Source organism: Streptomyces hesseae, from assembly GCF_031845785.1.
GTDB classification, from domain to species: domain Bacteria; phylum Actinomycetota; class Actinomycetes; order Streptomycetales; family Streptomycetaceae; genus Streptomyces; species Streptomyces hesseae.
On record NZ_JAVRFI010000017.1, the window covers coordinates 22,955 to 49,280 of the forward strand.

Genomic DNA, 26,326 nt, shown 5'->3' on the forward strand with positions numbered 1-26,326 from the left:
CGCCAACACGCCGCCCAGCTACGGTCGTTGTAAAGACCGGCTACGGCCGCGCGACCCCCACCCGAAGTTTAACGGGGCCTTGATCACCGGGCCACCCGTCCCCTTCGGTGTGTCCGCCTTGTGCCCCGTTACGGAGTACGTGCGCAGGGCATCTGCTAGAGCGGCGCCTGCTGGAGCGGCACCGGCTAGAGCGGCACCCGCTAGAGCGGCACCCGTTAGAGCGGCGCCTGCTGGAGCGGCACCGGCCGGGGCGGCCGTGGCACGGGCACCGGCACCATGGACATGGCCGACGCCGCCGACGGTTCGGAGAAGTCGTCGGGCTCGTCCGGCACCGGCATGGACACCGACACCGGCACGGATGCCGACTCCGGCATGGACACCGGCACCGGCACCCGCGCCAGCCCGCACGGCACACTCGCCGTCACGAACGGCAGCCGCAGCTCCCCGCTCGCCGTCCAGAGCCCGGCCCCCGCGAGCCAGCCCGTCGGGCCGGGGAAGCGCCGCAGCCGCTTGGTGGCCGCGCTCCACACGCCCACCCAGTCGTCGCCGCCCGTCCCCTGGTCGACGCGGAACGCCACCGCGCACTCCTCGGGGGCCAGGCCCTGGCCCGGTCGCGCGGCGAAGGGGGTCAGCTCGGCGTCCGCCGGCAGCAGGCACTCGGGGAAGCGCACGGGCCGTGCCGAGCCCAGCACGCCCCAGCCCAGCCGGTCGACGCCGGGCGCGTCGGAGCGTACGAGCAGCAGGCCGCTGTCGGGCTCGGCGAGCAGCAGGCGGTCGTTGCTCTTCTCGGTGATCTGGAGCAGCGGGCTGGTCTCGCCGCCCCGGCCCAGGTCGACGACGACGGCCTTGGTCAGGCCGTCCAGCTCCCGGTCCAGGGCGAGCAGCCGTCCGGAGCGGTCGAGCCAGGCGCCGCCCTCGCACCGCCCCGGCACCGTGGCCAGCAACTGGGGGCCGCCGCTGCCGCCGTGCACCCGCCAGAGGGTGGTCTGTTCCTCGCCGTGGACGAGCGCGTAGGCGGACGTGCCGTCGGGCGCGGGGGGCAGCAGGCACAGATACGGGCACTCGATGGCGCCGAGCGGCAGTTCGCCGGTGCCGGGCCCGGTGGGGTAGAGGAGCGACAGCGCGTACCGCTCGGCGACGCGGCGGCGGATGACGACCCGGCCGTCGGTCAGGGGGAGCAGCTGGCTGTCCGGCTCCTCGGGCTGGGTGCCGGGCAGGGACACCGCGTAGGGCTCGGGACCGTCGAGGGTCCAGCGCTCGGGGAACCAGCCGTCCGTGCCGCGGCCGAGGGCGAGCCAGGCCGCGTACGAGCCGTCCACCGTAACGGTGAACGCCGGGCGTCTCAGGTCCTCCGGCGGCGCGCTCCGCGGAAGGCTCTGCGGAGTGCTCTGGGGGCCGTGGGGAGCACAGACCGTCATGGGAAACGTCACCTCCGGCACAGAACGTAGTTATCCGGATTCCCGTGGAGGCCTGCGACCCCGGGTGGTTCACCCGTATGGGTGGTTAGTTGTCCGGTTCGCCTGAGAAAGGGGGGTGGGTGTGCTTCCGGGAAGGCGTGGGATTAAGGTAAGGCGATCCTAAGTACCTAGCCGGGAGCCCCCATGTCCCTCCGCCGCCGCGGCACCGCGACCGCTGCCGCAGCCCTGTCCATAGCCGCCGCGCTCACCCTCACCGCCTGCGGCGGCTCGTCCGGCGGCTCCTCGGAATCGGGCAAGGACGGCGGCGCCGGTTCGAAGGCGGTGTCCGAGAAGGGCAAGGACTTCGGCAAGGCCGCCGAGCAGACCGCGAAGATGGGCACGGACGCCGCCCCCGGCCAGTTCCCGCGCACCATCACCCACGCCCTGGGCAAGACGGAGATCAAGCAGCGCCCCCAGCGCGTCGTCGTCCTCGACGTCGGCGAGCTCGACAACGTCGTCTCGCTCGGCCTCAAGCCCGTCGGCTGGGCCCCCAGCGAGGGCAGCATGGACATCCCCGGCTACCTCAAGAAGGACGTCGGCGAGCCCAAGAGCGTCGGCACCATCAACAACCTCAACCTCGAAGCGATCAACGAGCTCAAGCCCGACCTGATCCTCGGCAGCAAGCTCCGCGCCGAGAAGCACTACAAGGACCTCTCGAAGATCGCCCCGACCGTGTTCTCCGTCCGCCCGGGCTTCACCTGGAAGGAGAACTACCTCCTCAACGCCGCCGCGCTCGACAGGACCGCCGAGGCCAAGAAGCAGCTGGCGGACTACGAGGCCAAGGCGAAGCAGCTCGGCGCCGACCTCGGCGACAAGAAGCCGACGGTCACCATGCTGCGCTACCTGCCGCAGTTCACCCGTCTGTACGCGCAGCAGTCCTTCATCGGCACCGTCCTCAAGGACGCCGGCCTGCCCCGGCCCAAGAACCAGCAGGCCGACAAGCTCGCCGTGGAGATCAGCCCCGAGAACATCGACAAGGCCGACGCCGACTGGATCTTCACCGGCGTCTACGGCGACCCGGACAAGACCAAGCGCGACACCGCCGAGGACAACCCGCTTTGGAAGAGCCTGAAGGCGGTCAAGGACGGTCGGGCCAAGAACGTCTCCGACGAGACCTGGTACCTCGGCCTCGGTGTCACGGCGGCAAACAGCGTTCTCGACGATCTCCGCGCCATTCTGGTGAAGAAGTAGGGCCTGGTGAAGAAGTAGGGAAAGAAGTAGGACGGAGCGGCGCAGCCCCACGCGTCAGCGAAGGGCGGGCACGGAGGAAGGTAGCCTTTCCTCCGTGCCCGTACTGTCTGAAGTCATCTCCGCCCTCGAAGCCCTCTGGCCCCCGGAGCGAGCCGAGCAGTGGGACGCCGTCGGTACGGTCTGCGGCGACCCCGATGCCGAGGTCACCCGGGTCCTGTTCGCCGTCGACCCCGTCCAGGAAGTCGTCGACGAGGCCGTGGAGCTCGGCGCCGATCTGATCGTCGCCCACCACCCTCTCTATCTGCGGGGGACGACGACGGTCTCGGCCGGCACCTTCAAGGGCCGCGCCGTGCACACCCTGATCAAGAACGACATCGCGCTGCACGTCGCGCACACCAACGCCGACCGCGCCGACCCCGGTGTCTCCGACGCCCTCGCCGGCGCCCTCGACCTGCGCGTCGTCGCCCCGCTCGTGCCCGACCCGAGCGACCCCGCCGGCCGCCGCGGCCTCGGCCGGATCTGCGAGCTCGACCCGCCGCTGACCCTGGCCGCCTTCGCCGAGCGCGCCGCCAAGCGACTGCCCGCCACCGCCCAGGGCATCCGCGCCGCGGGCGACCCCGAGCACCTCATCCGCACGGTCGCCGTCTGCGGCGGCTCCGGCGACTCCCTCTTCGAGGAGGTGCGGGCCGCCGGCGTCGACGCCTACGTCACCGCCGACCTGCGCCACCACCCGGCGTCCGACGCGCGGGCGCAGAGCCCGCTCGCCCTGATCGACGCCGCCCACTGGGCCACCGAATGGCCCTGGACCGAGCAGGCCGCCGCCCAGCTCGACGAGATCTCCGACCGCCACGGCTGGGGCCTGCGCACCCATGTCTCCCGTACGGTCACCGACCCCTGGACCGCCCACGCGGCGTCGTCCTCCCATCCCCAGTAATCAGGAGTCCCCAAATCAACGCCGCGCCCGCCGACCAGATCCGTCTCCTCGACCTCCAGGCCCTGGACGTCCGCCTCACCCAGCTCGCCCACAAGCGCAAGAGCCTCCCCGAGCACGCCGAGATCACCGCCCTCGAGGGCGACCTCGCCCAGCACCGCGACCTCCTCGTCGCCGCGCAGACCGAGGAGAGCGACTGCGCCCGCGAGCAGGCCAAGGCCGAGCAGGACGTCGACCAGGTCCGCCAGCGCGCCGCCCGCGACCAGCAGCGCCTGGACTCCGGCGCCGGCATGTCCCCCAAGGACCTGGAGAAGCTCCAGCACGAGATCGCCTCCCTCGCCAAGCGCCAGGGCGACCTGGAGGACGTCGTCCTCGAGGTCATGGAGCGCCGTGAGGCCGCCGCCGAGCGGGGCGCCGAGCTGACCGGCCGCGTCGCCTCCGTCCAGGCCAAGGTCGACGACGCCGTCGCCCGCCGCGACGCCGCCACCGCGACCATCGACGCCGAGGTCGCCACCGTCACCAAGGAGCGCGAGGTCGTCGCCGGCTCCGTCCCGGCCGACCTGATCAAGCTCTACGACAAGGTCCGCGCCCGGTCCGGCGGCGTCGGCGCCGCCCGCCTCTACCAGCGCCGTTGCGAGGGCTGCCGCCTGGAGCTCGACATCACCGAGCTCAACGAGGTCCGTAAGGCCGCCGCCGACGAGATCGTCCGCTGCGAGAACTGCAGCCGCATCCTGGTCCGCACGTCCGACTCGGGCCTGTAAGCCGGCCATGCCCAACCGCTTCATCGTCGAGGCCGACGGCGGCTCCCGGGGCAACCCGGGCCCCGCCGGCTACGGCGCGGTCGTCCTCGACGCCGTCACCGGCGAGGCGCTCGCCGAGGCCGCCGAGTACATCGGCACGGCCACGAACAACGTCGCCGAGTACAAGGGCCTGATCGCCGGCCTGGAGGCCGCCCGCGCCCTCGACCCCGACGCCGAGATCCAGGTCCGTATGGACTCCAAGCTCGTCGTCGAGCAGATGTCCGGCCGCTGGAAGATCAAGCACCCGGACATGAAGCCGCTCGCCGCCCGGGCCCAGCGGGTCTACCCGGCGGGCCAGGTCTCCTACCAGTGGATCCCGCGCGAGAAGAACAAGCACGCGGACCGGCTGGCGAATGAGGCCATGGACGCGGGCAAGGCGGGCCGCCAGTGGGAGCCGGGCCTCTCGTCGGCGGACCGGGGCGACCGGGGCGCGTCCGGTGTCGCGGCCGCGCTGGAGATCCCCGCCGCCGAACCGCTCGCCGAGCCCAAGGCCGCCCCCATCGGCTGGGCCGCCCCCGCCGACCTCGGCGCGCCCACGACGTTTGTCCTCCTCCGCCACGGCGAGACCGCCCTCACCCCGGAGAAGCGTTTCTCCGGCAGCAGCGGCACCGACCCGGAGCTGTCCGCCGCAGGCCGCCGCCAGGCGGAAGCGGCCGCCGCCGCGCTCGCCGCGCGCGGCACCATCCAGGCGATCGTCAGCTCGCCCATGCGCCGGTGCCGGGAAACGGCGGGTGCCATCGCCGACCGGCTCGGCCTGGACGTCCGCGTCGAGGAGGGCCTCCGCGAGGCCGACTTCGGCAGCTGGGAGGGCCTGACCTTCGCCGAGGTCCGCGAGCGTTTCCCCGAGGACCTCGACGCCTGGCTCGCCTCGACCAAGGTCGCCCCGACGGGCGGGGGCGAGAGCTTCGCGACGGTCGCCCGCCGCGTCTCCCTCTCCCGCGACAAGCTCATCACCCGCTACGCGGGCCGCACGGTGCTGCTGGTCACGCACGTGACGCCGATCAAGACCCTGGTACGGCTCGCCCTGGGCGCCCCGCCGGAGTCCCTGTTCCGCATGGAACTCTCGGCGGCGTCGCTGTCGGCGGTGGCGTACTACGGCGACGGCAACGCGTCGCTGCGACTGCTGAACGACACGTCGCACCTGCGGTAGTCGCATCCGCGGCAGGAGGGGTGGCGTCCTACAGCCACCCCTCCTCTCACGATCGGTTTCGCGGGGCGCGGCCTTTTTACGACTATGACGAGGCGAGAGTCGATCCCACCCGGTCGCAAGTGGGGCACTCCCAGCGGTCGGGCGCGCCCATACGTGGCGGCGTCATGTCGACATCGCACTCCGGGCACCGCATGGTGATCGGCTCCACGTGCCCGCACGTGCCGCACACCCACAGCGGCCCCTCGGAGTCGTGCTGCCGCCAGGCCGTCCGCAGACACCGGGAACAGCCGGTCGTGACGATCCCGGCCCCCCTGCTTATCACCGGGGGCTCGGGCGTCGTATCGGCGTACTCGATGATCTGGGCCCTCATCCGGCCATCGGTCGTATTGGCCATCCGGAGCAGATGTGCGACTCGCGAGCGTGCTTCGTCAACGAAATCGTTCATGGCGGCAGCAGGTTAGCGCGCCGCCGGTCATGTGTAGGCCATATGTTGTCAGTGAACCGCCCGTTGGTGTCTCCCCATGGCCGCGGCAGCGGCGGCCGCCGTGGTCATGTCCTTGTCCCTGATCGCCTGGGCGCGTCGCTTCTTGATCGCCAGGCATTCGGCACAACGGTTGGTGAGCAGCCGCCGCAACCCGGCGATGATCTGCTGTGCCACATCCACACGAATCGGCGGGAACTGTACATACGCGCTGCCGCTCGCGGGTTCGCCGGCGGTGATGTGCAGGGCCCAGCCGTGATCGCGACAGACGGTCTGTAGCTCACTCGCGGTCTGCGCGGAGAGCCGGCGCAGGTCCGCGTCGGAGGGGCGTGGGGAGGTGGAGTAGCTGAGAGGAACCATCGGTTTCCTTGATTTCGGCCGTTGAAACACGCTCGTGTGGGTGACCAACTACTTGTTGTAAGGACAGAGTTGCGGATCGCTGCCTACGCTCTCAACGTTTTGCACGTGCCATGGGCAACCTGGAACAGGGGGAGGACGGTGCGGCGATGCGGCGCGACGGGAGTGGTGGAGCGGGAGCCACGACGGCGGCGGTGTTCGGGGAGGTGCTCCGGCACCACCGGGAGGTCGCGGGGCTGACGCAGGGGGATCTGGCGGTGAAGATCCCGTGCGATCGGTCGCTGGTGGCGAGGGTGGAGACGGGGACGCGGGTTCCGCAACGGCGGTTTGTGCTGGCGTGCGATCGGGAGCTGGGCACGGGGGAGATGTTCGCCAAGCTGTGGCGGAAGATCGACTGGTACCCGGAGGTCAGTCATCCGGACTGGTTCAAGCGGCGGGCGGAGATGGACGCGCAGGCGGTTGCCATCCGCACGTACCAGGGGCAGGTAATTCCTGGCCTGTTGCAGACGGAGGAATACGCCCGAGCGCTGTTTTCGCGCTCGGTCCCTGGGGACGAAAAGGAAGTCGAGGAGCGTTTGCGGGCTCGGATGAGCCGTCAGCAGCGTTTCCTTGACCCTGATGGTCCTCTTCTCATCGCGGTGCTCGATGAGAGTTCAATCCGCACGATGATGAGCGATGACGCCGTGATGCGTAACCAGTGCGCGCATCTGCTGGCCATGGGGCAGCGGCCCAACGTGTGCATTCAGGTGGCGCCTGCCCATGACGGCAGGATCATCCGGCCGGACACCTCGATGTCGCTGATCACGCTGCCGAACGGAGAGGTCTGGGTTTACTCCGAGTCGTTGGACAACGGCCATTTCAACCGCGATCCAGCCGTTATCGCTCGGCACGCGCAGACCTATGATGTGCTCAGAGCGGACGCTCTGTCCGCTCGTGACTCCGCTGCTCTGATCAGAGATGCGATGGAGGGATACGCGCACGATGACTGTATGGCGCAAGAGCAGCCACAGCGGGGGCAATGCCGGCGACTGCATAGAAATAGCCCCCGGTATCCCCGACTTCGTCCCCGTAAGGGACAGTAAGCGAATCCAGGGCCCCGCCCTGGTCTTCCGGCCCGCCGCGTGGGCGGCCTTCGTGGACGGGCTGAAGCGGGGCGCCGTCTAGGGCACGTTCCGGAACGGCGTTCCAGGAGAGGGCATAACCGCAGGTCAGGGACTATGGAACCGTTCCAGCGTCCCTAACCGCGGCCGGACCGTGGCGCCTGGGACGGGACGCGACGCACTGTCGAGTTGTTCAACCGAGTTGTTCAACCGACCACAGTGAAAGGCCGACCACCGTGTCCATGAAGACCGCTTCCGCCCTCCTCCTCGGCGCCGTCGCGCTGACCGTTCTCCCGGCCGCGACCGCCTCCGCAGCGACCAACCCCGACAACAGCGACAGCTACGCCTACTCCCACCCGTGCTCCATGGAGCAGCTGAAGGTGGAGGTATCCGGCTGGAACGCGGCGCCCAGCCAGCGGTTGATCGAGGTGCGCAACCTGGGCGCGAATTCCTGCGGTCTGAGCTACTTCCCGCTGGTCCACCTGGGCAACTCGCACTCCGCCGACCAGAGCCACAACGTGCGGCCCATCGTCCCCGGCGGCCTCGGCGGCCCGCCCGCCTACGCCCTGCACGCCGGGCAGAGCGCGTACGCGGTCGTCGACCTCAACCCCACCGGCGCGACCACCGGCACCGTGCCCGGGATCGACGAGATGAACGTCCTGGCCGACGGCGACCACATGCCCAACGCCGACACGCTCAACTTCCCCCTCGAAGCCGGCACCCGTGTGCTCAACCCGAAGCTCGGCCTGTACCGGGACAACATCGGCGACGCGATCGACTCCGTGAAGGACGCGGACACGCCGCAGTCCTGATCCCGGCGACCGTTAAGCGGCAACTAACCGGCGGTGGCGCCCCGTAGCGCCGCCGCCTGCGCGGCGAGCTCCCGCACCCGCTCCCAGTCATGCGTACGCACGGCGTCGGCGGGCACCATCCACGTGCCACCCACACACCCGACGTTGGGCAGGGCCAGGTATTCACGGGCGGACTCGGGCCCGATCCCGCCCGTGGGGCAGAAGCGGGCGGTCGGCAACGGCGCCGACAGCGACCTCAGGTACTCCACCCCACCCGCCGCCTCCGCCGGGAAGAACTTCATCTCGCGCACCCCGCGTTCCAGTAGCGCCAGCACCTCCGACGCCGTGGCGACGCCCGGCAGGAACGGCATGCCGGTCGCCCGGAGGCCGTCGAGGAGCCGGTCCGTCCAGCCGGGGCTGACCAGGAAGCGGGCTCCCGCCTCGACGGCGGCCTCGGCCTGCGCGGGGCGCAGGACCGTTCCGGCACCGACGATGGCCTCCGGTACCTCAGCGGTAATCGCGCGTATCGCGTCGAGCGCGGTGTGGGTCCGTAGGGTGACCTCGATCACCGGGAGTCCTCCCGCCACCAACGCCCGCGCGAGCGGTATCGCGTCGGCGATGTCGTGGAGGACGACGACGGGGATGACGGGCGAGAGATCAAGGAGATCGGTCACGCCCGTCATCCTGCCGAGACGGATCGCTCACCACAACGGACGTTGCAGCATGTGCAACGCGAGGGTCAGAGCTCGGTCACGATCACGTCGAGCGCCTGCGGCTTGCCGCGCTTGACGAGGGCGTCGTCGCCCTCGACGACGTAGCCCAGCTCCCGCAGGGTGCCGGCGAGTTCGGCGGGGTCGGCCGGGTCGAAGCCGGCGGTCAGCAGGTCGCGGACGAGACGGCCCTTCGTGGCCTTGTTGAAGTGGCTGACGACCGACCGCTTCTCCACGCCACCCACGATCTTGGAGTGGAGCACGCGCACGGTCGCCGTCCGCTCGGCGAGCTCGCCCTTGGGCTTCCAGGCGGTGGCGTAGGCGGCGGACCGCAGGTCCAGGACGAGGCCGTCGCCCGCCGCCTCCGGCAGGACGTCGGCCATGGGGCCGCGCCAGTACGCGCCGAGGGCGCCGAGGCCGGGGAGCTTGACGCCCATGGAGCAGCGGTAGGAGGGGATGGGGTCGGTGATCCGGACCGCGCCCCAGAGGCCGGAGAAGACGAGCAGGGAGCGTTCGGCCGCGCGGCGGGCGGGGCCGCTGAGGGTGGCGAGGCCGAGGGCGTCGTAGAGGACGCCGGTGTAGATCTCCCCGGCGGGGCGGGTGCCGGACGTCCGCAGGGCGGCGTTCTTGGCGATCTCGCCACGGAGGCCGGGGGAGAGGCCGAGGACGTCGGCGGCCTTGTCCTCGTCGCCCGCGCAGAGATCCACCAGCTCGGTGAGCACGGCCTCCCGGGCGGCCGCGAGGCCGGAAAGCGCCAGCGCCCCGGCGTCCAGCGCGGGCCCGGTACCGCCCGTGGCCTTCCCCTCGGACGGCGGCAACAGCACGAGCACGGTCGATCTCCTTCGGCGAGCCTCTTGCGCATACGTATGCGTATCCGTTTGCGTATCCGTGTCGCACCCTAACGCGGCCGGGTGATCGCCCCGGCGTCAACGGGCCTGGTGGCGGGCCGGTAGCATGGGAGCACGGCGGACGAGCCGGCCGGGCGGCCGCGTGGGACCCTTCAGGGGGTCTCCCGAGGAACGTCCGGGCTCCACACGGCAGGGTGGTGGGTAACGCCCACCCGGGGTGACCCGCGGGACAGTGCCACAGAAAACAGACCGCCGGGGATCTTCGGATTCCCGGTAAGGGTGAAACGGTGGTGTAAGAGACCACCAGCGCCTGGGGTGACCCAGGCGGCTAGGTAAACCCCACCCGGAGCAAGGTCAAGAGGGGCGGTCGCTTCACGGCGACAGCCCTGCGCGGACGATCGAGGGCAGCCTGCCCGAGTCCGCGGGTAGACCGCACGAGCCTGTCGGCAACGGCAGGCCTAGATGGATGGCCGCCGCCGCGGCTCCCGCAAGGGACCGCGCGCACAGAACCCGGCGTACAGGCCGACTCGTCCGCCCCTTACCCCCTCTGACCTGCGAAAGCAGGCTGCGACGGGATGGTCACTGCCAGAAGAGTTCCTCGATCACGATTTGCGGGTCCGCGGTGCGGCGGATGAAGACGAAGCGGGCCCATGAACCCGTCGTCGGTCACTGGCCGGGCTCCGCGTGTCCGGCTTCCCGCCGCAGGTGCGCGGCCTGTTCGAGAAGGGCGCGGGCCTCTGCGTTGTCACCGGCTTCGGCGGCGCGGTCCCCGGCCCCATTCGGGCCGAAAAGCCACCCCACCCCGCGACCGCCCCATTGTGCGGCCCACCCCCCACCGGTTGCATATGCGCCGACCGAAGCCGTTCCGGTTCCGGTGAACGTTCCGGTACGTACGAGGGGGAATCGTGCGCACGTCCAGAGCGCGTTCAGGTAGAAGACCAGGTGGAAGACCGGCCGCGAGAAGCGGCATAGCAGGGGCGGCTGCGCTGATCGGCGTGGCCGCCCTTGTCGTGTCGGCGGTGCCCGCCCAGGCCGTCGCCGTGCCGCCGCCCACCCCGGGGCCCGCCGAGGTGGTGCCGGGGAAAGGGACCTCCACCCCGTCCCTGGTCGGCGGCATCCGGGAGGACGCCGGGGCGGCCGGCAGCGCCGCCGACGCGGCGAAGCGGCATCTCGCGGAGAAGAAGAGCCGCTACCGCATCGACCGTCCCGACCGCGACCTCGCCCCTGTCCAGGCCGTCACGAACGGGGCTTCCGAGACCGTACGGCTTCAGCAGAAGCACCACGGCGTCGACGTCCTCGGTGGGCAGTACGTCGTCCGCATGCAGCGTCAGAGCGGTAAGCGTGTGGTGACCGGCGCGTCGGGAAAGTACTTCACAGCGCTGACCACCGGTATCACGCCCGAGGTGAGTGAGGAACTCGCTGTCGAACGGGCCGTCGACGCGACGCTCGCCCAGCTCGACGGCGAGGGCTTCGCCGCCGACCCCGGCGACGAGGGGGACGCGCCGCCGCTGACCGGCACGGCGCGTGGCCTGGTCGTGCTGCCCAAGGGGCCCGGGGTGCTCACCCACCACGTGACCGTCCGCGGCACCGACCCCGCCACCCGGCAGCCCGTGCTGCGGGAGGTGTACATCGACGCCAAGGCCGGTTATCCCGTCCTTCAGTACAGCGGTATCAAGACATTCGGCACCGCCGGAGGCGGCGGGTCCGCGTCCGGATCCATGGCCGCGTCCGGATCCATGGCCGCGGCACCGGCCGGGCAGCGGGCCGCCGCCGACGGCTCCGCCGTCAAGGGCTCCGGCGTCAAGTTCGATGGGCAGACCGTCGAGCTCGACCTGACCCACGACACCTCCAACAACCAGTACGTCATGCGCGACGGCGCCCGCATGCGCGACGGCAGCAAGGCCTCGATCTCGACCTGGGACGTCCGCAAGAAGAGCGTGGACGAGGTGTCGAAGCAGTGGCCCGCCGACGTCCTGGAGTTCAGGTCGCCGAACCCCGCCTTCGACAAGGAGGCCACCGAGTCCGGCGCCGTCGACGCGCACTGGGCGGCCGGGAAGGTCTACGACTACTACAAGTCCGTCCACGGCCGGGACAGCCTCGACGGCCGGGGCATGGCCATCGACTCCATGGTCGGCGTCACCTACTACGGAACCCCGTACGCCAACGCCTTCTGGGACGGCGCCAAGATGGTGTACGGCAGCGGTGACCAGGAGCACCGCCCGTTCTCCGCGAGTCTGGACGTCGTCGGGCACGAGATGACGCACGGCGTCGTCGAGAACAGCGCCAACCTCGTCTACGCGGGCCAGTCCGGCGCGCTCAACGAGGCGATCGCAGACTACTTCGGCAACGCCATCGACACCGACGCGCACGGGACCGCCATGGACAGCCCCGAAGCGGGGCTGCTCGGCGAGGGGCTGTGCCGGACCAAGTCCCCGCGCGAGTGCGCCACCCGGGACATGAACGACGGCAGGACGACCGCCAAGTCCTTCCTCGGCGTCGACTTCGCCACCGACAACGGCGGCGTCCACCTCAACTCCACCATCTTCTCCGGCGCGTTGTGGGACATCCGCAAGGACCTGAACCGCACCCTCGCCGACAAGATCGTCTACCGGGCGCTCACGGAGTACATGACCCCGCTGGACGGCTTCACCGAGGGCCGCAACGCCGTGATCGCGGCCGCCAAGGACCTCAAGGTCTCCGCGAAGGACCTGAACGCCGTCACGCGCGCGTTCAACGCCCATGGCATCGTCCCCGACTGGGAACTGGCCATCGGCGTGGACACCGACCAGCTGCTGGGCCGGCTCAACACCGGTCTCCGGGACTCGCGTCCCGGCGCGGGCGGCGGCTGGTGGGTCGCGTCCAAGTCGAACGAGAGCGGCAGCGAGCCCTACTCGGTCTGGGCCGGGCGAGTGGACGGCACCGGTGAGAAGAAGCTGATCAGCCCCAACGACGGCCGATTCCACACCGACCCGGTCACCGACGGCAAAACCGTGGTGTGGGTGGCGCAGGCGGCCGGCAACTACGACCTGCTGTCACGACCGCTGGCGGGCGGCCCCGTCAAGACGCTGGCGCACAGCCGGTACGGGTTCCACGGGCAGGCGAAGGTGGACGGCGACGTCGTCGTCTTCGTCCAGGTCTTCCGGCGCGGCGCCGTGCAAATGGCGTACCTGCGCAAGGGCGACAAGGAGCCGACCTGGGTCGACGACGCCCTCGGCCGCCGCAACGCGATCGGCCAGCTCTCCCTGAAGGACGGGAAGATCGCCTACGGTACGCGCGTCTACAAGGGCCGCGGGAAGTACGAGTACGCCATCAAGGTCCTGGACACCGCCTCCGGCAAGACGACCGTGATGCCGCAGCTCGGCACGCCCCGGAACGTCGGCCAGACCGCCATCACGAGCAAGTACGTCTTCTGGACGGTGGACGAGGTCGACGACCAGGGCCAGCGGGCCGTCCGGCGCGCGAACCTCGACGGTACGGGCGTGCTGGACATCAGCAAGGAACAGGGAGCGGACGCCCTGTACCCGGGAACGCTGACTGCCTCCGAGGACGCGGTGACGGTCTGGTCGAGGACGCCCGACACGCAGCTCCACAACGAGACCCTGCCCAAGCTGTGGCAGTTCTCCGTCGACGGCTCGCGCCGCGCCCGGATGTCCTGCAACCGCGGCGAGCAGGGCCCGCCCGCGGCGGTCTCCGGCACGCAGGTGGTGTGGACCGACTCCTCCACCGGCTACGCCGACCTGGTCACCCGCACCCGCCCGGCGGGCAACTGCGGCTGACGCGTACGGGTTGACGCCGCCGTGATCAGGGCGTCAACCCGGCAGAACGGGCTCCCGGCACCGATCGGTGCCGGGAGCCCGTCGTTTCCGCCGTCGTCACCCGTAAGAGTGGAGATGTGAATCACGGTGGTGCCGCGCGTGACACGCTTCGATTCCCGTCGTTTCTCGTGTATACGCACTGTCGAGAGCCCCTCGCCGCCATGGTGAGGGGCTCTCGGGAGAACCGTCTATCGCGGCCTGGAGGTGTCTAGAGCTTGCTCTTCAGCCACTCACGGACCTCTCGGCTACCCCCTGTTTTGAGCAGCGTCGACGCGGTCGCGCCGATGACGCAAAGCCCTCCCATGAGCTTGAAGGTGATCACCACTCCTTCGCCCGCGCGAACCGTCCTTGTGGTCACGAGGATGAGGAACACGATGACCCCGACGGCCACGATCCCGAAGGCGAGCCAAAAGGCCAGCAGCACCCATGTGGGTGATGCGTCGCCCGGGGGCGTCTGCGCGTCATCCTGATCCCGCCCGTGTCCGGCAATATCCATAGCGCCCTCCCAGTCTCCGCCTACTGCCGTGGCTTTGAGCGCTCCGGGCAGTAAGCGGCTCGCGGGTGAGACCTCCGGTAGGTCTCGCTCCCGTGGGCGCCCGCCTGATTGCCGTCGGGCGGGCGCCCAGTAAAACCAATGAGTCTTGCTCAGCAGACCCAACGAGTCTGTTCTGAATGGGATGCGCATGGTCATCTCATCGAATGAACGCCGGTCCGAGGCGTGATGCCGACGACGGGCAGCGCCTTCGCTACCGGGAAGGCGATACCGGTGATGTCCCGAGGGCCTACACCGCCTCGTGCGGCTCGTACCCCGCCCCCGCGTACGGGTGGGCGTGCGGGCCGCCGATGGCGTTCATCACGGCCAGGCCCTGGTCGTCGACGAACTTGGTGAACACCTGCTGGGCGTAGCCGAAGATCAGGGCCCAGGCGATGATCTGCGCGGAGGAGTCCAGGGCGCTGAGGCCGGGGAGGAAGTCGCCGCGCATCAGCAGCAGGCCCAGGAGGGCGGTCAGCGCCCCCATCGGCAGCTTCAGCAGCGCCAGCGCCACCGGCACGCTGTAGGAGGCGGACGTGCCCCTGATGTGGCGCAGGGACAGCGCGGCGGCCACCGACGCGGCCACGGTCCCGGTCATCTCGACCACGGGGTAGTCCCACTGCGACGCGGCCTTGCCGAACGCCTCGTCGAGGTCCTTCACGTCGGACGGCGGCTCCATGCCCGTCGGGCAGACGATGCCGATCCCCTCCGGCCGGAAGCACAGCGGCACCACGTCCGGCGCCCAGGCGCCGAGCAGGGCGACCGCGAGCGCCATCGCCGCCAGCCCCAGAGCGACGATCACCACGATGCGGACGAAGCCGAGGGCGCGGAGCTTCTCGCGTTGCAGGGCCTGCTGGGCGGTGACGACCGCGCCGACGAGGGCCGCGCGCTGGGCGGGGGTCAGCGGGGCGTCGCAGGTCTCCCGTGCGATCTCCTCGGCCCGCTTCCGCCGTTCGTCGGTGACCGGCAGCTGCTCCCGTACGAGGGCCACCAGGCCGGGCATCAGCGCCTGGACGTCGGGCAGCGGGGCCATGCGCAGCATCAGGCCGTACGCCGCGTCGATGTGGACGTTCGCGACGGCGAGGTGCTTGTTCGGCCGGCGGCCGGGGTGGTCGCCGTGGCAGAGGGTCTTCTCCGCCGCCTGGAGCTCCGCGAACGCCTCGTCGGCCAGTGCCGGGGCGGCGGCCCGTACCTCGGGGTCGAGGTCCGCGAGCGCCCTGTCCTTCGCGATCCGGACGCGCGCCCGGAGTTCGCCGATGCGTGAGCGGGCTCCTTCGCGGAGCTCCCACGTGCCCTTCTCGAAGCGGCGCTGATGGTGTCGGTTCCCGGCCATAGCGGTGAATATCGCCGAACCGGGGCGGCCGGGCCGACGTGATGCCGCCGGGTTAACCCCATTGGTCCATCGGGACCGCGCGCCCCGCGTGGCGCACGGCTAGCGTGGACGAGGATCCTGCCCGGAACCGCGCCTGAAAGGGGCGGAATATGCCCTTCCTAGTGTCAGCCGTCGCCGCGTCCCTGGCCGTCGTCGCACCCCTGAGCACGACGAGCTCGACGAGCTCGACGAGCACGACGCCCCGCCACGGCCCCGGCGTGCACGGGCAGTTCGAGGCCGCCGGCACCGGTACCCACCGGGCGGTGACGTTCGACAAGAAGGCGGTGCCCGAGAAGAGCCGGGTCGCCGTGGTGGAGCGGAAGGGGAAGGACGGGACGCGGGTGGGGCTGAGGGTGCGGGGGCTCCAGGGGAGCCGGACGTACGGGGCCCACGTCCACCAGAAGCCGTGCGGCAACGCGCCCGACGACTCCGGGGCGCACTACCAGAACGTCAAGGACCCCAAGTCCCCGTCCGTGGACCCGAAGTACGCCAACGCGCAGAACGAGGTGTGGCTGGACTTCACCACGGACAAGCGCGGGAACGGCCGCTCCGCCGACACCGTGAAGTGGCGCTTCCGCGCCGGTGAGGCCCGTTCCGTCGTCATCCACGAGCACGCCACCGAGACCGCGCCCGGCAAGGCCGGAACGGCCGGGGCACGGCTCGCCTGCGTCAACGTGCCCTTCGACTAGAGCTCGTGACTAGAGCTCGTACGGGCTCGGCACCGGGAAGTAGCCCTCCAGGAACGGTGCTATCAGCGCGTCCGTACGCGCCAGGTCGTCCGCCGTGGACACCGTGTCGTTGATGCAGAACACGTCCAGGTCGCGGTGCGCCAGCAGGCGGTTGAGGCGGCGCGAGGTGTTCTGGTGCGCCAGGTCCACATAGATATAGCGGAGGTCGGACGGTATCGCCCGGGCCTGGTGGTACGCGTAGTAGTGGTGGAGCGAGGAGGCCAGCGAGAGGTCCTCGGGGCTGCGGAAGCGCGCGGCGGCGGTGGCCGCGTGGGCCTCGGCGTAGCGCTCCTCCAGCTCGTTGAGGACGGCGCGGCTCAGCGCGTGCGGCACATGCCGCATCTTCTGGGTGAAGGTGGTGTCGAAGCCCTCCTCCACCAGCGCCCGGTTGTTCTTCGCGGCAGCCGCCACCGGCGGGTCCTCGGGGCGGTGCTCGCCGAGGGGGACCAGCGCGGGGGAGGGGAAGAACTTCGTCAGGCCGTTGGAGAGGAAGAACGTCTGGGGGGTCAGCGGAGCGCCGAGGAAGACGTCGTCGTTGAAGTAGAGGAAGTGCTCCGACAGGCCCTCGATGTGGTGCAGCTGGCTCTCGATGGCGTGCGAGTTGAACGTCGGCAGGACGTTCGGGTCGGAGAAGATCTCCTTGTGGCTCACCACGTGGATGCCGGGGTGCGAGGTGTCCAGCCAGGACGGCGTCTGGTCGTCGGTGACCAGGTAGACGTTGCGCACCCAGGGCGCGTACTGGTGCAGCGAGCGCAGCGAGTACTTCAGCTCGTCGCGGCTGAGGTAGCGCGCGTCGTTCGCCGCCTCCTCGTGGAGCTCCTCGACGCCGGTGTCGGCGCCCTGGGCCTTGGCGCGGCGCGCGGCCCAGACGGGGTCGCTGCCGTCCACCCAGGTGTAGACGACGTCGATGGGGAAGGTGATGTCCTGCGGCAGCCGGATCGTGAACTGCGGCCGGGTACGGACCGTGGTCCGCTCCGGGCGCGGCGCGTGCCCCAGCGGGCCGGTGAACAGCTCGACGGGGGCGTCGACGGACGCGTCGGCCCCGTCCGCCGGGACCTCCTCGACCACGCCGTTGCGGCGCGGCGCGACGAGCAGCGGCCCGTGCGGGCCGTCCTCGAGCGTCCAGAACTGGATGTCGCAGCCGTGCTCCTGCCCCAGGACGAGCGTGCCGTCGGCGGTGGTGCGGAACCAGGTCACACGGGTGGCCGGGCTCTTCTCCACCTGGCGCCAGCTGCCCGGGACGAAGCCGGGCAGCGCCTGACCGGGCACGTTCTCCCGGTTCACCGGAGCCACATAGCCCGGTATTCGGGCGCACAGCCCGGCCAGCTGCTGCTGGACCCGGCGGCGGTCGGCGGCGGCGACCGCGACGACCGGGGCGGAGTCGGTGGTCGCGGCCCGGACGCAGAAGTAGTCGATCCCTGCCTGCTCCAGCGCGGTGCAGACCAGGTCCAGGGCGGCGGCGCGGGAGCCGTGCGGGGTCAGGCCGGGGTCGACGAGCGCGATGTGGGCCTTGCCGTCGACGAGGACCACGCGCGGCTGCGCGGCGGTCGTGCCGGAGGCGTCGGACGCGCCGGACGTGTCGGCGAAGCGGCGCTGGAGCCGCTTGCCGCGCAGCTTCTGGCGGCGCTGCTCCAGGTCGAGGGAGTCGGCCATGTGCTGCATCAGGGCGCCGCGGGTCTCGACGGAGACCCGCTGGGCGATCGCGCGGCGGGCGCTCTCCGGCAGCAGCCGGCGGTAGGCCTTGACCAGGCCGGACTTCTCGGGGTTGGCACCGCGCTTCGCAGGAGCGGTAGCGGGCGCGGCAGCGGCGGAGGGGGCGGGCGCGGCGTCGGTCGTGCGCTGGGCCGGGACGGAGCCGCCCGTGCCCGCGGCGGACGGGACCGAGGTCGAATGGTCGATAGTCAAGATCGCTTCAACCCCTCGGCGCCGCATCTCGCCGATGCGGCACAACGCGTAAAACAACCAGTACGTCCCGTGACGACCGGCCCGGAAAAAGACAGAGACTCAAGTAATTACCAGAGCGTTCAATGGAGAGGCAATCGCAGGCCACCGCCCCGATGCCCCTCCGGAGCCGCCGGGGGGCGCCCGGAAGCTGCCCGCGCGCACCGCTCCCGGCCGTGCCCCTCAAGGGATCCACGCCCACCGGCCACACTTGGTTGCCTCATCGCCCTGTGGGGTATTTCACCACCCGGTAACGTGCCCGTAGAACCGGGGTGGTAGGGGAATTATCCGATTCCGCCCTCCGGTCCGGCCCCCGCCGCCGTTTACCCTGAATGGGTGCACGCTCAGATCATGACCCCCAGCGGCCGCGGGGTGCGCCCGTGACCGCGCCCCGCCACGCCCTGCGCGTGATCAAGAAGTCGGCCCGGATCGCGCTGACCCGCAGCCCTGCCTGGAAGGTCGGCCAGACCGTCCGCCGCAGGGTGAACACGGGGATCGCGACCGGACGCGACACCTACGTCGACTCCGTCCTGATGCCCGCCTCCCAGGGCTCCGCGGCCCGCGTCCAGTACGCCGCCGTGCTCGACGGCCACACCCTGAACCTGCACGCGACGCTGCCCGCCGGCACCCTCCCCGAGGGCGACACCGGCACCACGGCCCACGTCGTCCTCGTCAGCGGCACCACCCGCCTGCGCGCCGAGGCCGTCCTGGGACGCGAGGAGAACGGCGAGATCTCCGTGACCGCCACCACCCTCCTCGGCGACACCCTCGGCGGCGTCCCCGTCACCCCCGGCCGCTGGCACCTCTCCCTGGAGCTGGAGCCCGCCCGGCACGAGGGCCGGGCAGCCCTGCGCCTGCGCCTCCTCGGCGACGGCGCCCCCCTCTACACCGGACCCACCCGCGCCCTGGCCACCTGCGCCGTCACGGGCCGCCGCCACCGGCTCGGCATCACCCCCGCCGGCCAGCTGCGCCTGACCGTCGCCCCGGCCCGGGCCCGCGCCGAGGTACTGCGCGTCGAGCGCTCCTTCAGCGGCGTCGGCGTCCTCTTCGCGATCTACGGCTCCGGCACGGCCATCGCCGACGGGGAGCGCCCCGTCGTCGAGGTCGCCGAGCTGGACCGCAAGCACGCCCTTGACCGCCGGCCCGCCGAGCCGCTGCCCGGCGACGCCACCGCCTGGCGGCTGACCGTCCCCCTGGCCAAGCTGATCGACACCTCCCGCAAGCAGACGCTCACCCTGCGCCTGCCCCGCGGCGCCCGCGGCACCAAGCCGCTGGAGATCGGCCGCCACGAGCACGACCTGCGCTCCCCGCGCCAGGTCGTCACACCGCCCAAATTCACCGTACGGGCCGCGGACAGCACCTTCGTCCAGGTCAAGCCCCAGTACACCCGCCGCGGCGCGCTCCAGCTCGTCTGCACCCCGCGCACCCCCGCCGCCGGCGCAACCGGACCCCGCTAGGGACACCGGGAAACCGCCACCGGACCGCCGCACACCACGAAGGCCGCACGTGAAAATCACCTTTCTGCTGACCTCCGCCGACACGATGGGCGGGACCGAACGCGCCACCATGACCCTCGCCGAGCTGCTGGCCAGGCAGCACGACGTGGAGATCCTCAGCGTCTTCCGCACGGAGGACGAGGCGTTCTTCGACAGCGGTGCCGTGCGCGTCCGCCACCTCGTCGACGCCCGCGGCGATCAGCAGCGCCCCGTGCGGAGCGACGCGACCTCCGGCTCCGACATGGCCGCCGCCTACCGGCGCCTGGCCGCCACCCCCAGCGAGCTGGTCCGCACCGAGTGGGAAGCCGCCTTCAACCGCCTCGCCGACCTCGAGCTCGCCGAGGCGCTCCACTCCATCGACACGGACGTGCTGGTCTCCACCACCCCGTCCCTGATGGCGTACATGGCCCAGCTCGCCCCCCGCCGGGTGCTCACGGTCCACCTCGACCACCGCGTCTCCGAGCTCCGCGGCGTCACCGGCGAGCCGCTGCGCATGTACACCTCGCACATCGACGCCCTGGTCTCCCTCACCAGCCGCACCCGTGACTGGTTCGCCGAGACCCTCGGCGGCTGCGCCCCCCGCCTGGCCACCATCGGCAACTCCCTGCCCGACGGCTTCCGCCCCCGCTCCACCCTGGAGACCCGCACCGTCGTCCTCGGCGCCCGTCTGGCCGGCGAGAAGCAGGTCGAGCACGCCATCCGCTCCTTCGCCACCGTCGCCGCCGACCGCCCCCGCTGGACCCTGCGCGTCCTCGGCGGCGGCCCGCGCATGCGCGCGCTGAAGAGCCTCGCCGCCCACCTCGGCGTCGCCGACCAGGTCCAGCTCGTGGGCTCCACCGCCAACATGGCCGAGGAGTGGGCCAAGGCGTCCATCGCCATGCTCACCTCCCGCGTCGAGGCGTTCGGCCTCGTGCTCGTCGAGGCCCAGGCCGCCGGCGTGCCCGTCGTCGCCTACGACTGCCCCAACGGCCCCGGCGAGATCCTCACCGACGGCCGCGACGGCCTGCTCGTCCCGCTCGGCGAGGAGGGCGAGCTCGCCGACGCCCTCGCCCGGCTGATGGACGACGACGACCTCCGCCGCGAGATGGGCGCCGAAGCCCTCAAGAACTCCGGCCGCCACACCGGTGGCCAGGTCACCCAGGAGTGGAACAGCCTCCTGGAGGAGCTCGCCAAGGACCGCGACAGCGGCGACCGCGACGCCGCCAAGGCCCGCCGCCGCGCCCTCCAGGCCGCCGCCGACGCCGAGGGCGGCATCGCCGGCGCGGCCGTCCCCAAGGGCGTCGACCGGCCGTTCTCCGACGTGGCCCACAAGGCCCAGGAAGTGCGCATCGAAGCTGCGCGCCCCGACGTCAAGCGGGCCGGCGGCCAGATCTGCCTCGTCCAGGAGAACACCACTCCCTTCGAGGTGATGCAGGACAACCTCGACCTCGCCGTCGACGTCCTCGACACGCTCGGCCTGTCCTACGCGCTCACCCCCACCGCCATGCTGCGGCACACCATCGTCGTCGACGGGGCCGACCGCGACGCCTTCGTCGCCGACTTCGCCGAGCGCTACCGCGACGAGCCCGTCTACGCCGGCCTGCTCAACGACCGCGGCTCGGTGCTCCGCACCGTCCTCGCCTCCTTCCTCACCCCCGACGTCATCCCGGCCAACTGCACCCGCATCCGCGTCTTCCGCCCCGTCCTCACCGGCGGCGGCCAGCTGCGCGTCAGCGGCGTCTACGGCTGCGACGTCGTCTTCTGGCAGGACACCGAGGACGACGAGACCACCGTCACCGTCCCCGGCAACACCCGCTACGGCGCCACCCTGCCCCGTACCGAGCTGGCCAAGCCCGCCGTCACCCGCATCGGGGAGCGCGACTACCGCACCCTCGACGCCTTCGCCAAGACCTTCGTCGACGGCGTCGACTTCCCCATCGACGTCGTCTACACCTGGGTCGACGGCACCGACCCCGCGTGGCTGGCCCGCAAGGAGAAGACCCAGGCCGAGCACGGCATCCTCGCCGCCGAGTCCGCCGGCGCCTCCGCCCGCTTCCGCAGCCGCGACGAGCTCCGCTACTCCCTGCGCTCCCTCGACCTCCACGCCCCGTGGGTGCGCACCATCTACCTGCTCACCGACGACCAGACCCCCGACTGGCTCGACACCGACCACCCCCGGGTGCGCGTCGTCAGCCACAAGGAGGCCTTCGGCGACACCGGCAAGCTGCCCTCCTTCAACTCGCACGCCATCGAGAGCCGCATCCACCGCATCGAGGGCATCGCCGAGCACATCCTCTACTTCAACGACGACGTCTTCCTCGGCCGCCCGATGAAGCCCGAGTCCTTCTTCCACGGGACCGGCGCGGCCAAGTGCTTCATGTCGCCCACCGCGATCCCGGCCGGCGACCCCTCGCTCGACACCGACCTCGTCTTCGCCGCGGCCAAGAACAACCGCGCCCTGATCGAGAAGGAGTTCGGCAAGACCATCGCCAACACCTTCCTCCACACCCCGCACCCGCTGCGCCGCAGCGTCCTCGCGGAGATGGAGGAGCGCTTCGCCGAGGAGGTCGGGCTCACCGCGTCCGCGCAGTTCCGCGCCCGCACCGACCTCGCGATCGCCTCCTCGCTGCACCACTGGTACGGGCTCTTCACCGGCCGCAGCATGCCCGGAGCCATCAGCTCCGCGTTTGTGAACGTCGGCCTGCGCGAACACCACATCCGGCTCCACCGGATCCTGGCGACCCGCTCCCACGACGTGTTCTGCATCAACGACTACCACGACGGCGACGTCCCCGAGGACGAGCAGGCGGACGCGCTCGCGGTGTTCCTCGGGAGCTACTTCCCCGTCGCCTCGCAGTTCGAGAAGGGCTCCGAGCGCAACCGCCGCCTTGTCCACGGTGGAGAGTGACGGCCATGGAATTCCGTGAATTCCGCCGCGACCTACGCCGCGAATTCCGTCGCGATCTCCGCCGTAGGACGGTCCTGACCGGGCTCCTCGCCCTGACCGTGGCCGGCTGCTCGTCCGGTACGCCGCACTCGTCCCCCACCGCCCAGGGGGACCTCGCGACCGACCGGGCGAACGGCGCGGTCACCACGCTCCAGATCGTCGCCCACCCGGACGACGACCTGTACTTCATGAACCCGGACGTCAACCAGTCGATAGGCGGCCGGCACCGCGTCGTCAGCGTCTACTTCACCAGCGGCGAGGCCAACGGCATCAACAAGGTGCCCGGCTCGAAGGACCAGCCGCGCAAGGACTACGCCGGCTACGCGGGCGCCCGCCAGCAGGGCCTGCGCCAGGCGTACGCGTTCATGGCCACGGGCAACGCCCACGCCGAGTGGAAGCGCGGCACCCTGGACCTGCCGGGCGGCCTGAAGGCCGAGACCGACAGCCTGGCCGACAACCCCGCCGTGACCCTGGTCTTCCTCGGCGTCGCCCAGCACACCCAGGACCGGCCGGGCCAGCCCGACATCCGCGTACCCACCCTGTGGGCGAACCCCAAGGCCAAGAGCGTCAACCGGCTCGCCGGCGGCTCCACCGTGACCGAGTCCCACCCGCTCACCAAGGCCCAGGTCACCGACGCCCTCACCGGTGTCCTGGACCGTTTCAAGCCCACGCTCGTGCGCACCATGGACCTGGACCCCGACATGCAGGTCCACGACGACGGACACCGGATCCACCACGACCAGCGCGGCTACTCCGACCACCCCGACCACACGGCCGTCGCCCAGTTCACCTACGCCGCGCTCCAGCGCTACAAGGGCCCCGGCAACGGACAGCACTACGTCGTCGCCGCCTACCGCGGCTACTACAACGAGCGCTGGCAGCGGAATCTGCCCGTCTCCGTGGTGCGCCGCAAGGCCGACGTCCTCAACGTCTACGGCGGCGAGCCCGGTTCGTGCGGCTTCGCCGCGGGCTGCGGCGACTACGACGTCGGCCAGGACCGCTCGTACGGCACGGGCTGGATGCAGCGCACCACCCCCCGCTACCCCGGCAACGCCACCTGGATGCTGCCCGGCCCCGACGGCCGTCTCACCGCCTTCGGCGTCCTCGACCAGCAGGCCGCCATGTGGCAGGAGACCGCCCCGGGCAGCGGCACCTGGGACGGCCCGAAGCTCCTCGGCGGCGGCCAGCTGCTGCCCACGCTCACGGCGAGCCTCACCAAGGACGGCCGCTGGCAGCTCTTCGCCGAGCGCATCGCCGGCCTCGGCGTGAAGCCCGAGGAGAACCGCCGGGAGATCGTCACGGCCGAACAGGACGCCAAGGGCGGCTCGTTCGGTGCCTGGACCTCCCTCGGCAACCCCGAGCAGGATCCGACCCGCGGCCGCCGCGTCGGAGGCCCCGTCGTCGCCCGCAACGCCGACGGCTCCCTCCAGCTCTTCGCCCGCAACTGGGCCAAGGGCGTCGCCACCCGGCAGCAGCAGCCCGACGGCTCCTGGTCCCCGTGGACCGACCTGCCCGAGGCGGAGGTCCAGGAGGGCCTGTCCGCGGTCACCGACGCCAAGGGCCGCATCCACCTCTTCGGCGCGGGCCACGACACCCTCTACCACTGGGAACAGCAGACCCCCGGCGGCCCCTTCTCCCTCGACCGCTCCGGCCTGCCCGCCTCCGTCGACCCCCCGGCCGCGCTCGCCAAGCGCGACGGCTCGGTGCAGCTTGTCTTCCGCGAGGCGAAGACCACCAACCTCGTGGCCTACCGCCTCCCTGCGGGCGGCGGCGCATGGCAGGACGAGAAGGTCGACCTGGCCGGCCGCGGCTTCGGCGCCGTGAGCCTGCTGGCCGCTCCCTCGGGCGACGGCACCCTGATCGCGGCCCGTAACAACGACGGCTCGACGAGCCTCGCCACGATCGGGGGCGGCGCCCCGGGCGGTAATAGGGCCCCGCGCTGGTCGACGGTGCCGGGCGCGGTCGTGGGCACGGCGGCGCTGGCGATGGGCTCGGGCTCCGGCGACAAGCCGCTGCTGGGCTGGATCGGCCCGGACGGGAAGCTGCACAGCGCGCGGGTGAAGTGACGCGCAGAGGGGCGGCCCCCACTTCGTAGTGAAGTGGGGGCCGCCCCTTTTTATTTGCCGCGTTGGGCGTCAGGCGCCGAGCCAGAAAACGCGGCCGTCGGCGAGGGCACCCTTGCCGTCACCGGCGTACCAGCGCAGGTTGCCGCGGCCCCAGCGGGTGAAGAGGTCGCCCTTGCCGTCACCGTCGAAGTCGCCGCCGAGGACGTACTGCATGGTGTCCCAGGTCTGGTCGCGCCACATCTCGCGGCCGTTGTCGAACGAGCCCTTGCCGTTGCCCGTGTAGAGGTGCAGCGCGCCATTGGAGGCGACCGCGGCGATGTCGTCGCGACCGTCGCCGTTGAAGTCACCGGTGGCGATGTACTTCTTGGACCAGGTCTTGTCGCGCCACATCTCGCGGCGGGAGCCGTCGGTGAGCGTGCCGTCGGCGGCGGTCGAGTAGGCCATCAGAGTGCCGTCGTCCCACTGGGCGATCAGACCGTCGCGCTTCCAGCCGTCGCCCTTGTAACGGGCCACGACCGGGATCTTGCCCCAAGAGGTGTCGTACCAGGCCTTCTTGGCCGGGGCGAGCTTGCCGCTCGCGGTGCCGGCGTAGAGGTACATGCTGCCGTCGGCGCCCACGGCGAGGATGTCGGCCAGGCCGTCGCCGTTGAAGTCACCGCCGATGATCTTCTTCTTGCCGTCCCAGGTGTTGTCGTTCCACAGGGCGCGGCCGTAACCGAGGGTGCCGTCCGGGCCGGCGTAGAAGGCCTGGAGCGAGCCGTCCTTCATGACGGCGGCCACGTCGGTGCGGCCGTCGCCGTTGAAGTCGGCGGTGGTGATGACATTGGTGACCTGGTCGGACTTGCCGGTCAGACGGAGCTGCTGGATCCAGGTGTTGACGTCGTCGACACGGGAGGAGACGGCGCCGGTCCGGGTCTCGCTGTCGGGAGTGCCGAAGCAACCACCCTGCCAGGAGACGCTGTTGACGGCGGCGAGCTCGGGCTTGCCGTCCTTCTCGCGGAAGGCGGGACCGCCGGTGTCACCCTTGCAGAGGGCGGCACCGGCGGACTTGGCGGTCAGGTCGACGGTGGTACCGGAAACGGCACCGACCCCGAAGGCGGCGGTGTGCAGCAGGTCGGGGGCCCACTCGTCCTTGGTCCGGCCGTAGCCGGTGACGCGCAGCTCGTCGCCCGCCTTGGGCTCGTACGTGGCGACGTTCACCGGGGCGATGCCGGTGACGGGTTTGGCCAGCCGGACCATGACCACGTCACGGTCGCCGCGCGGCGTCAGCTCGACACCCTCGACGGTGACGCCACCGTCACGGCTGAGGTCGGTGCGGCCGACGGTCACGACGGTCTTCATCTTCGGCGCGCCGCCGGTGATGCGGAACCCCTGCGAGGGGTCGTCGGCGAAGCAGCTGGCGGCGGTGAGCACCCACTGCTCGTCGACGAGCGCACCGGTGCAGCTGCGCTTGCCGTCGCCGATGTCGAGCCTGGCGGTGAAGGCGTACTGGCCGTCCTTGGCCTCGTCACCGACCACGGCGGAGGCGGGCACGGCGCTCAGTGCGACGGCGCCGACGGCGGACGCGATGAGGCCGGTGGCCCATGCGACGCGCGAACGCTTGTCAAACATGAAGGGATTGCTCCTGGGATTCT

The 26,326-nt window shown here is 71.2% G+C and carries 20 protein-coding genes and 1 other RNA gene; 13 read left to right on the forward strand and 8 right to left on the reverse strand.

What is annotated here, in order from left to right; translation table 11 throughout:
* Positions 1-215: 215 nt before the first annotated feature.
* On the reverse strand, positions 216-1,418 hold the full coding sequence (locus tag RM609_RS23470; RefSeq protein WP_311613504.1) for a hypothetical protein: 1,203 nt from the start codon (positions 1,416-1,418) through the stop codon (positions 216-218).
* 183 nt (positions 1,419-1,601) lie between these two features.
* Between RM609_RS23470 and RM609_RS23475 the strand changes: the two genes are divergently transcribed.
* The 4 genes from RM609_RS23475 to RM609_RS23490 all read left to right on the forward strand — a co-directional run bounded on the left by RM609_RS23475 (position 1,602) and on the right by RM609_RS23490 (position 5,529).
* Complete coding sequence (locus tag RM609_RS23475; RefSeq protein ID WP_311613505.1) at positions 1,602-2,648, forward strand: ABC transporter substrate-binding protein; 1,047 nt, start codon at positions 1,602-1,604, stop codon at positions 2,646-2,648.
* Between the two features lie 94 nt (positions 2,649-2,742).
* Positions 2,743-3,582 carry a Nif3-like dinuclear metal center hexameric protein gene (locus RM609_RS23480; protein ID WP_311613506.1) on the forward strand — a complete coding sequence of 280 codons (840 nt, stop codon included), beginning with the start codon at positions 2,743-2,745 and terminating at the stop codon, positions 3,580-3,582.
* Positions 3,583-3,596: 14 nt separating this feature from the next.
* Positions 3,597-4,340 (forward strand): zinc ribbon domain-containing protein, encoded by a 744-nt coding sequence (locus RM609_RS23485; protein WP_311613608.1) that lies wholly within the window; start codon positions 3,597-3,599, stop codon positions 4,338-4,340.
* Between the two features lie 7 nt (positions 4,341-4,347).
* Positions 4,348-5,529: a bifunctional RNase H/acid phosphatase gene (locus RM609_RS23490; RefSeq protein WP_311613507.1), complete on the forward strand. Its 1,182-nt coding sequence runs from the start codon at positions 4,348-4,350 to the stop codon at positions 5,527-5,529.
* A gap of 493 nt (positions 5,530-6,022) precedes the next feature.
* On the opposite strand, the gene RM609_RS23495 is transcribed toward RM609_RS23490, so the two are convergent.
* Complete coding sequence (locus RM609_RS23495) at positions 6,023-6,370, reverse strand: hypothetical protein (protein WP_311613508.1); 348 nt, start codon at positions 6,368-6,370, stop codon at positions 6,023-6,025.
* Between the two features lie 110 nt (positions 6,371-6,480).
* On the opposite strand from RM609_RS23495, the gene RM609_RS23500 reads away from it, so the two are divergent.
* From RM609_RS23500 to RM609_RS23510, 3 genes are all read left to right on the forward strand, one after another.
* On the forward strand, positions 6,481-7,449 hold the full coding sequence (locus RM609_RS23500; RefSeq protein ID WP_438828511.1) for a helix-turn-helix domain-containing protein: 969 nt from the start codon (positions 6,481-6,483) through the stop codon (positions 7,447-7,449).
* Complete coding sequence (locus RM609_RS23505) at positions 7,406-7,531, forward strand: DUF397 domain-containing protein (RefSeq protein ID WP_311613610.1); 126 nt, start codon at positions 7,406-7,408, stop codon at positions 7,529-7,531. The genes RM609_RS23500 and RM609_RS23505 overlap by 44 nt, the downstream gene beginning before the upstream one ends.
* Before the next feature lie 178 nt (positions 7,532-7,709).
* On the forward strand, positions 7,710-8,279 hold the full coding sequence (locus tag RM609_RS23510) for a DUF4232 domain-containing protein (RefSeq protein ID WP_311613509.1): 570 nt from the start codon (positions 7,710-7,712) through the stop codon (positions 8,277-8,279).
* A 23-nt stretch (positions 8,280-8,302) separates the two neighbouring features.
* Here RM609_RS23510 and RM609_RS23515 read toward each other — a convergent pair whose 3' ends face one another.
* Together RM609_RS23515 and yaaA are read right to left on the reverse strand one after the other, a co-directional pair.
* A complete protein-coding gene (locus tag RM609_RS23515; RefSeq protein WP_311613510.1) occupies positions 8,303-8,941 on the reverse strand; it encodes a bifunctional 4-hydroxy-2-oxoglutarate aldolase/2-dehydro-3-deoxy-phosphogluconate aldolase in 639 nt (212 codons plus the stop codon).
* 56 nt (positions 8,942-8,997) lie between these two features.
* Entirely contained in the window at positions 8,998-9,798 is an 801-nt protein-coding gene (gene yaaA / locus RM609_RS23520) for a peroxide stress protein YaaA (protein WP_311613511.1), read from the reverse strand.
* A gap of 140 nt (positions 9,799-9,938) precedes the next feature.
* On the opposite strand from yaaA, the gene rnpB reads away from it, so the two are divergent.
* Both rnpB and RM609_RS23530 read left to right on the forward strand, forming a co-directional pair.
* Positions 9,939-10,350: RNase P RNA component class A (gene rnpB, locus RM609_RS23525), an RNA gene on the forward strand.
* Between the two features lie 461 nt (positions 10,351-10,811).
* A complete protein-coding gene (locus RM609_RS23530) occupies positions 10,812-13,592 on the forward strand; it encodes a M4 family metallopeptidase (RefSeq protein ID WP_311613512.1) in 2,781 nt (926 codons plus the stop codon).
* Between the two features lie 247 nt (positions 13,593-13,839).
* Here RM609_RS23530 and RM609_RS23535 read toward each other — a convergent pair whose 3' ends face one another.
* Both RM609_RS23535 and RM609_RS23540 read right to left on the reverse strand, forming a co-directional pair.
* A complete protein-coding gene (locus RM609_RS23535) occupies positions 13,840-14,127 on the reverse strand; it encodes a hypothetical protein (protein WP_311613513.1) in 288 nt (95 codons plus the stop codon).
* Between the two features lie 286 nt (positions 14,128-14,413).
* Complete coding sequence (locus tag RM609_RS23540) at positions 14,414-15,496, reverse strand: hypothetical protein (protein WP_311613514.1); 1,083 nt, start codon at positions 15,494-15,496, stop codon at positions 14,414-14,416.
* A gap of 149 nt (positions 15,497-15,645) precedes the next feature.
* On the opposite strand from RM609_RS23540, the gene RM609_RS23545 reads away from it, so the two are divergent.
* Positions 15,646-16,224 (forward strand): superoxide dismutase family protein, encoded by a 579-nt coding sequence (locus RM609_RS23545; RefSeq protein WP_311613515.1) that lies wholly within the window; start codon positions 15,646-15,648, stop codon positions 16,222-16,224.
* 9 nt (positions 16,225-16,233) lie between these two features.
* Here RM609_RS23545 and RM609_RS23550 read toward each other — a convergent pair whose 3' ends face one another.
* The gene (locus RM609_RS23550) at positions 16,234-18,012 is read right to left on the reverse strand and encodes a stealth family protein (RefSeq protein WP_311613611.1); all 1,779 of its coding nucleotides are present in this window, start codon (positions 18,010-18,012) and stop codon (positions 16,234-16,236) included.
* Between the two features lie 572 nt (positions 18,013-18,584).
* Between RM609_RS23550 and RM609_RS23555 the strand changes: the two genes are divergently transcribed.
* Genes RM609_RS23555 through RM609_RS23565 form a run of 3 tightly spaced genes read left to right on the forward strand, consistent with a single transcriptional unit; the run spans position 18,585 to position 24,692 of the window.
* Positions 18,585-19,661: a hypothetical protein gene (locus tag RM609_RS23555; RefSeq protein WP_311613516.1), complete on the forward strand. Its 1,077-nt coding sequence runs from the start codon at positions 18,585-18,587 to the stop codon at positions 19,659-19,661.
* A gap of 49 nt (positions 19,662-19,710) precedes the next feature.
* On the forward strand, positions 19,711-22,587 hold the full coding sequence (locus tag RM609_RS23560; RefSeq protein ID WP_311613517.1) for a stealth family protein: 2,877 nt from the start codon (positions 19,711-19,713) through the stop codon (positions 22,585-22,587).
* 5 nt (positions 22,588-22,592) lie between these two features.
* The gene (locus RM609_RS23565) at positions 22,593-24,692 is read left to right on the forward strand and encodes a PIG-L family deacetylase (protein WP_311613518.1); all 2,100 of its coding nucleotides are present in this window, start codon (positions 22,593-22,595) and stop codon (positions 24,690-24,692) included.
* 69 nt (positions 24,693-24,761) lie between these two features.
* Here the strand turns inward: RM609_RS23565 and RM609_RS23570 are convergent, their stop codons facing one another.
* On the reverse strand, positions 24,762-26,303 hold the full coding sequence (locus RM609_RS23570) for a trypsin-like serine protease (protein WP_311613519.1): 1,542 nt from the start codon (positions 26,301-26,303) through the stop codon (positions 24,762-24,764).
* Positions 26,304-26,326 lie beyond the last annotated feature (23 nt).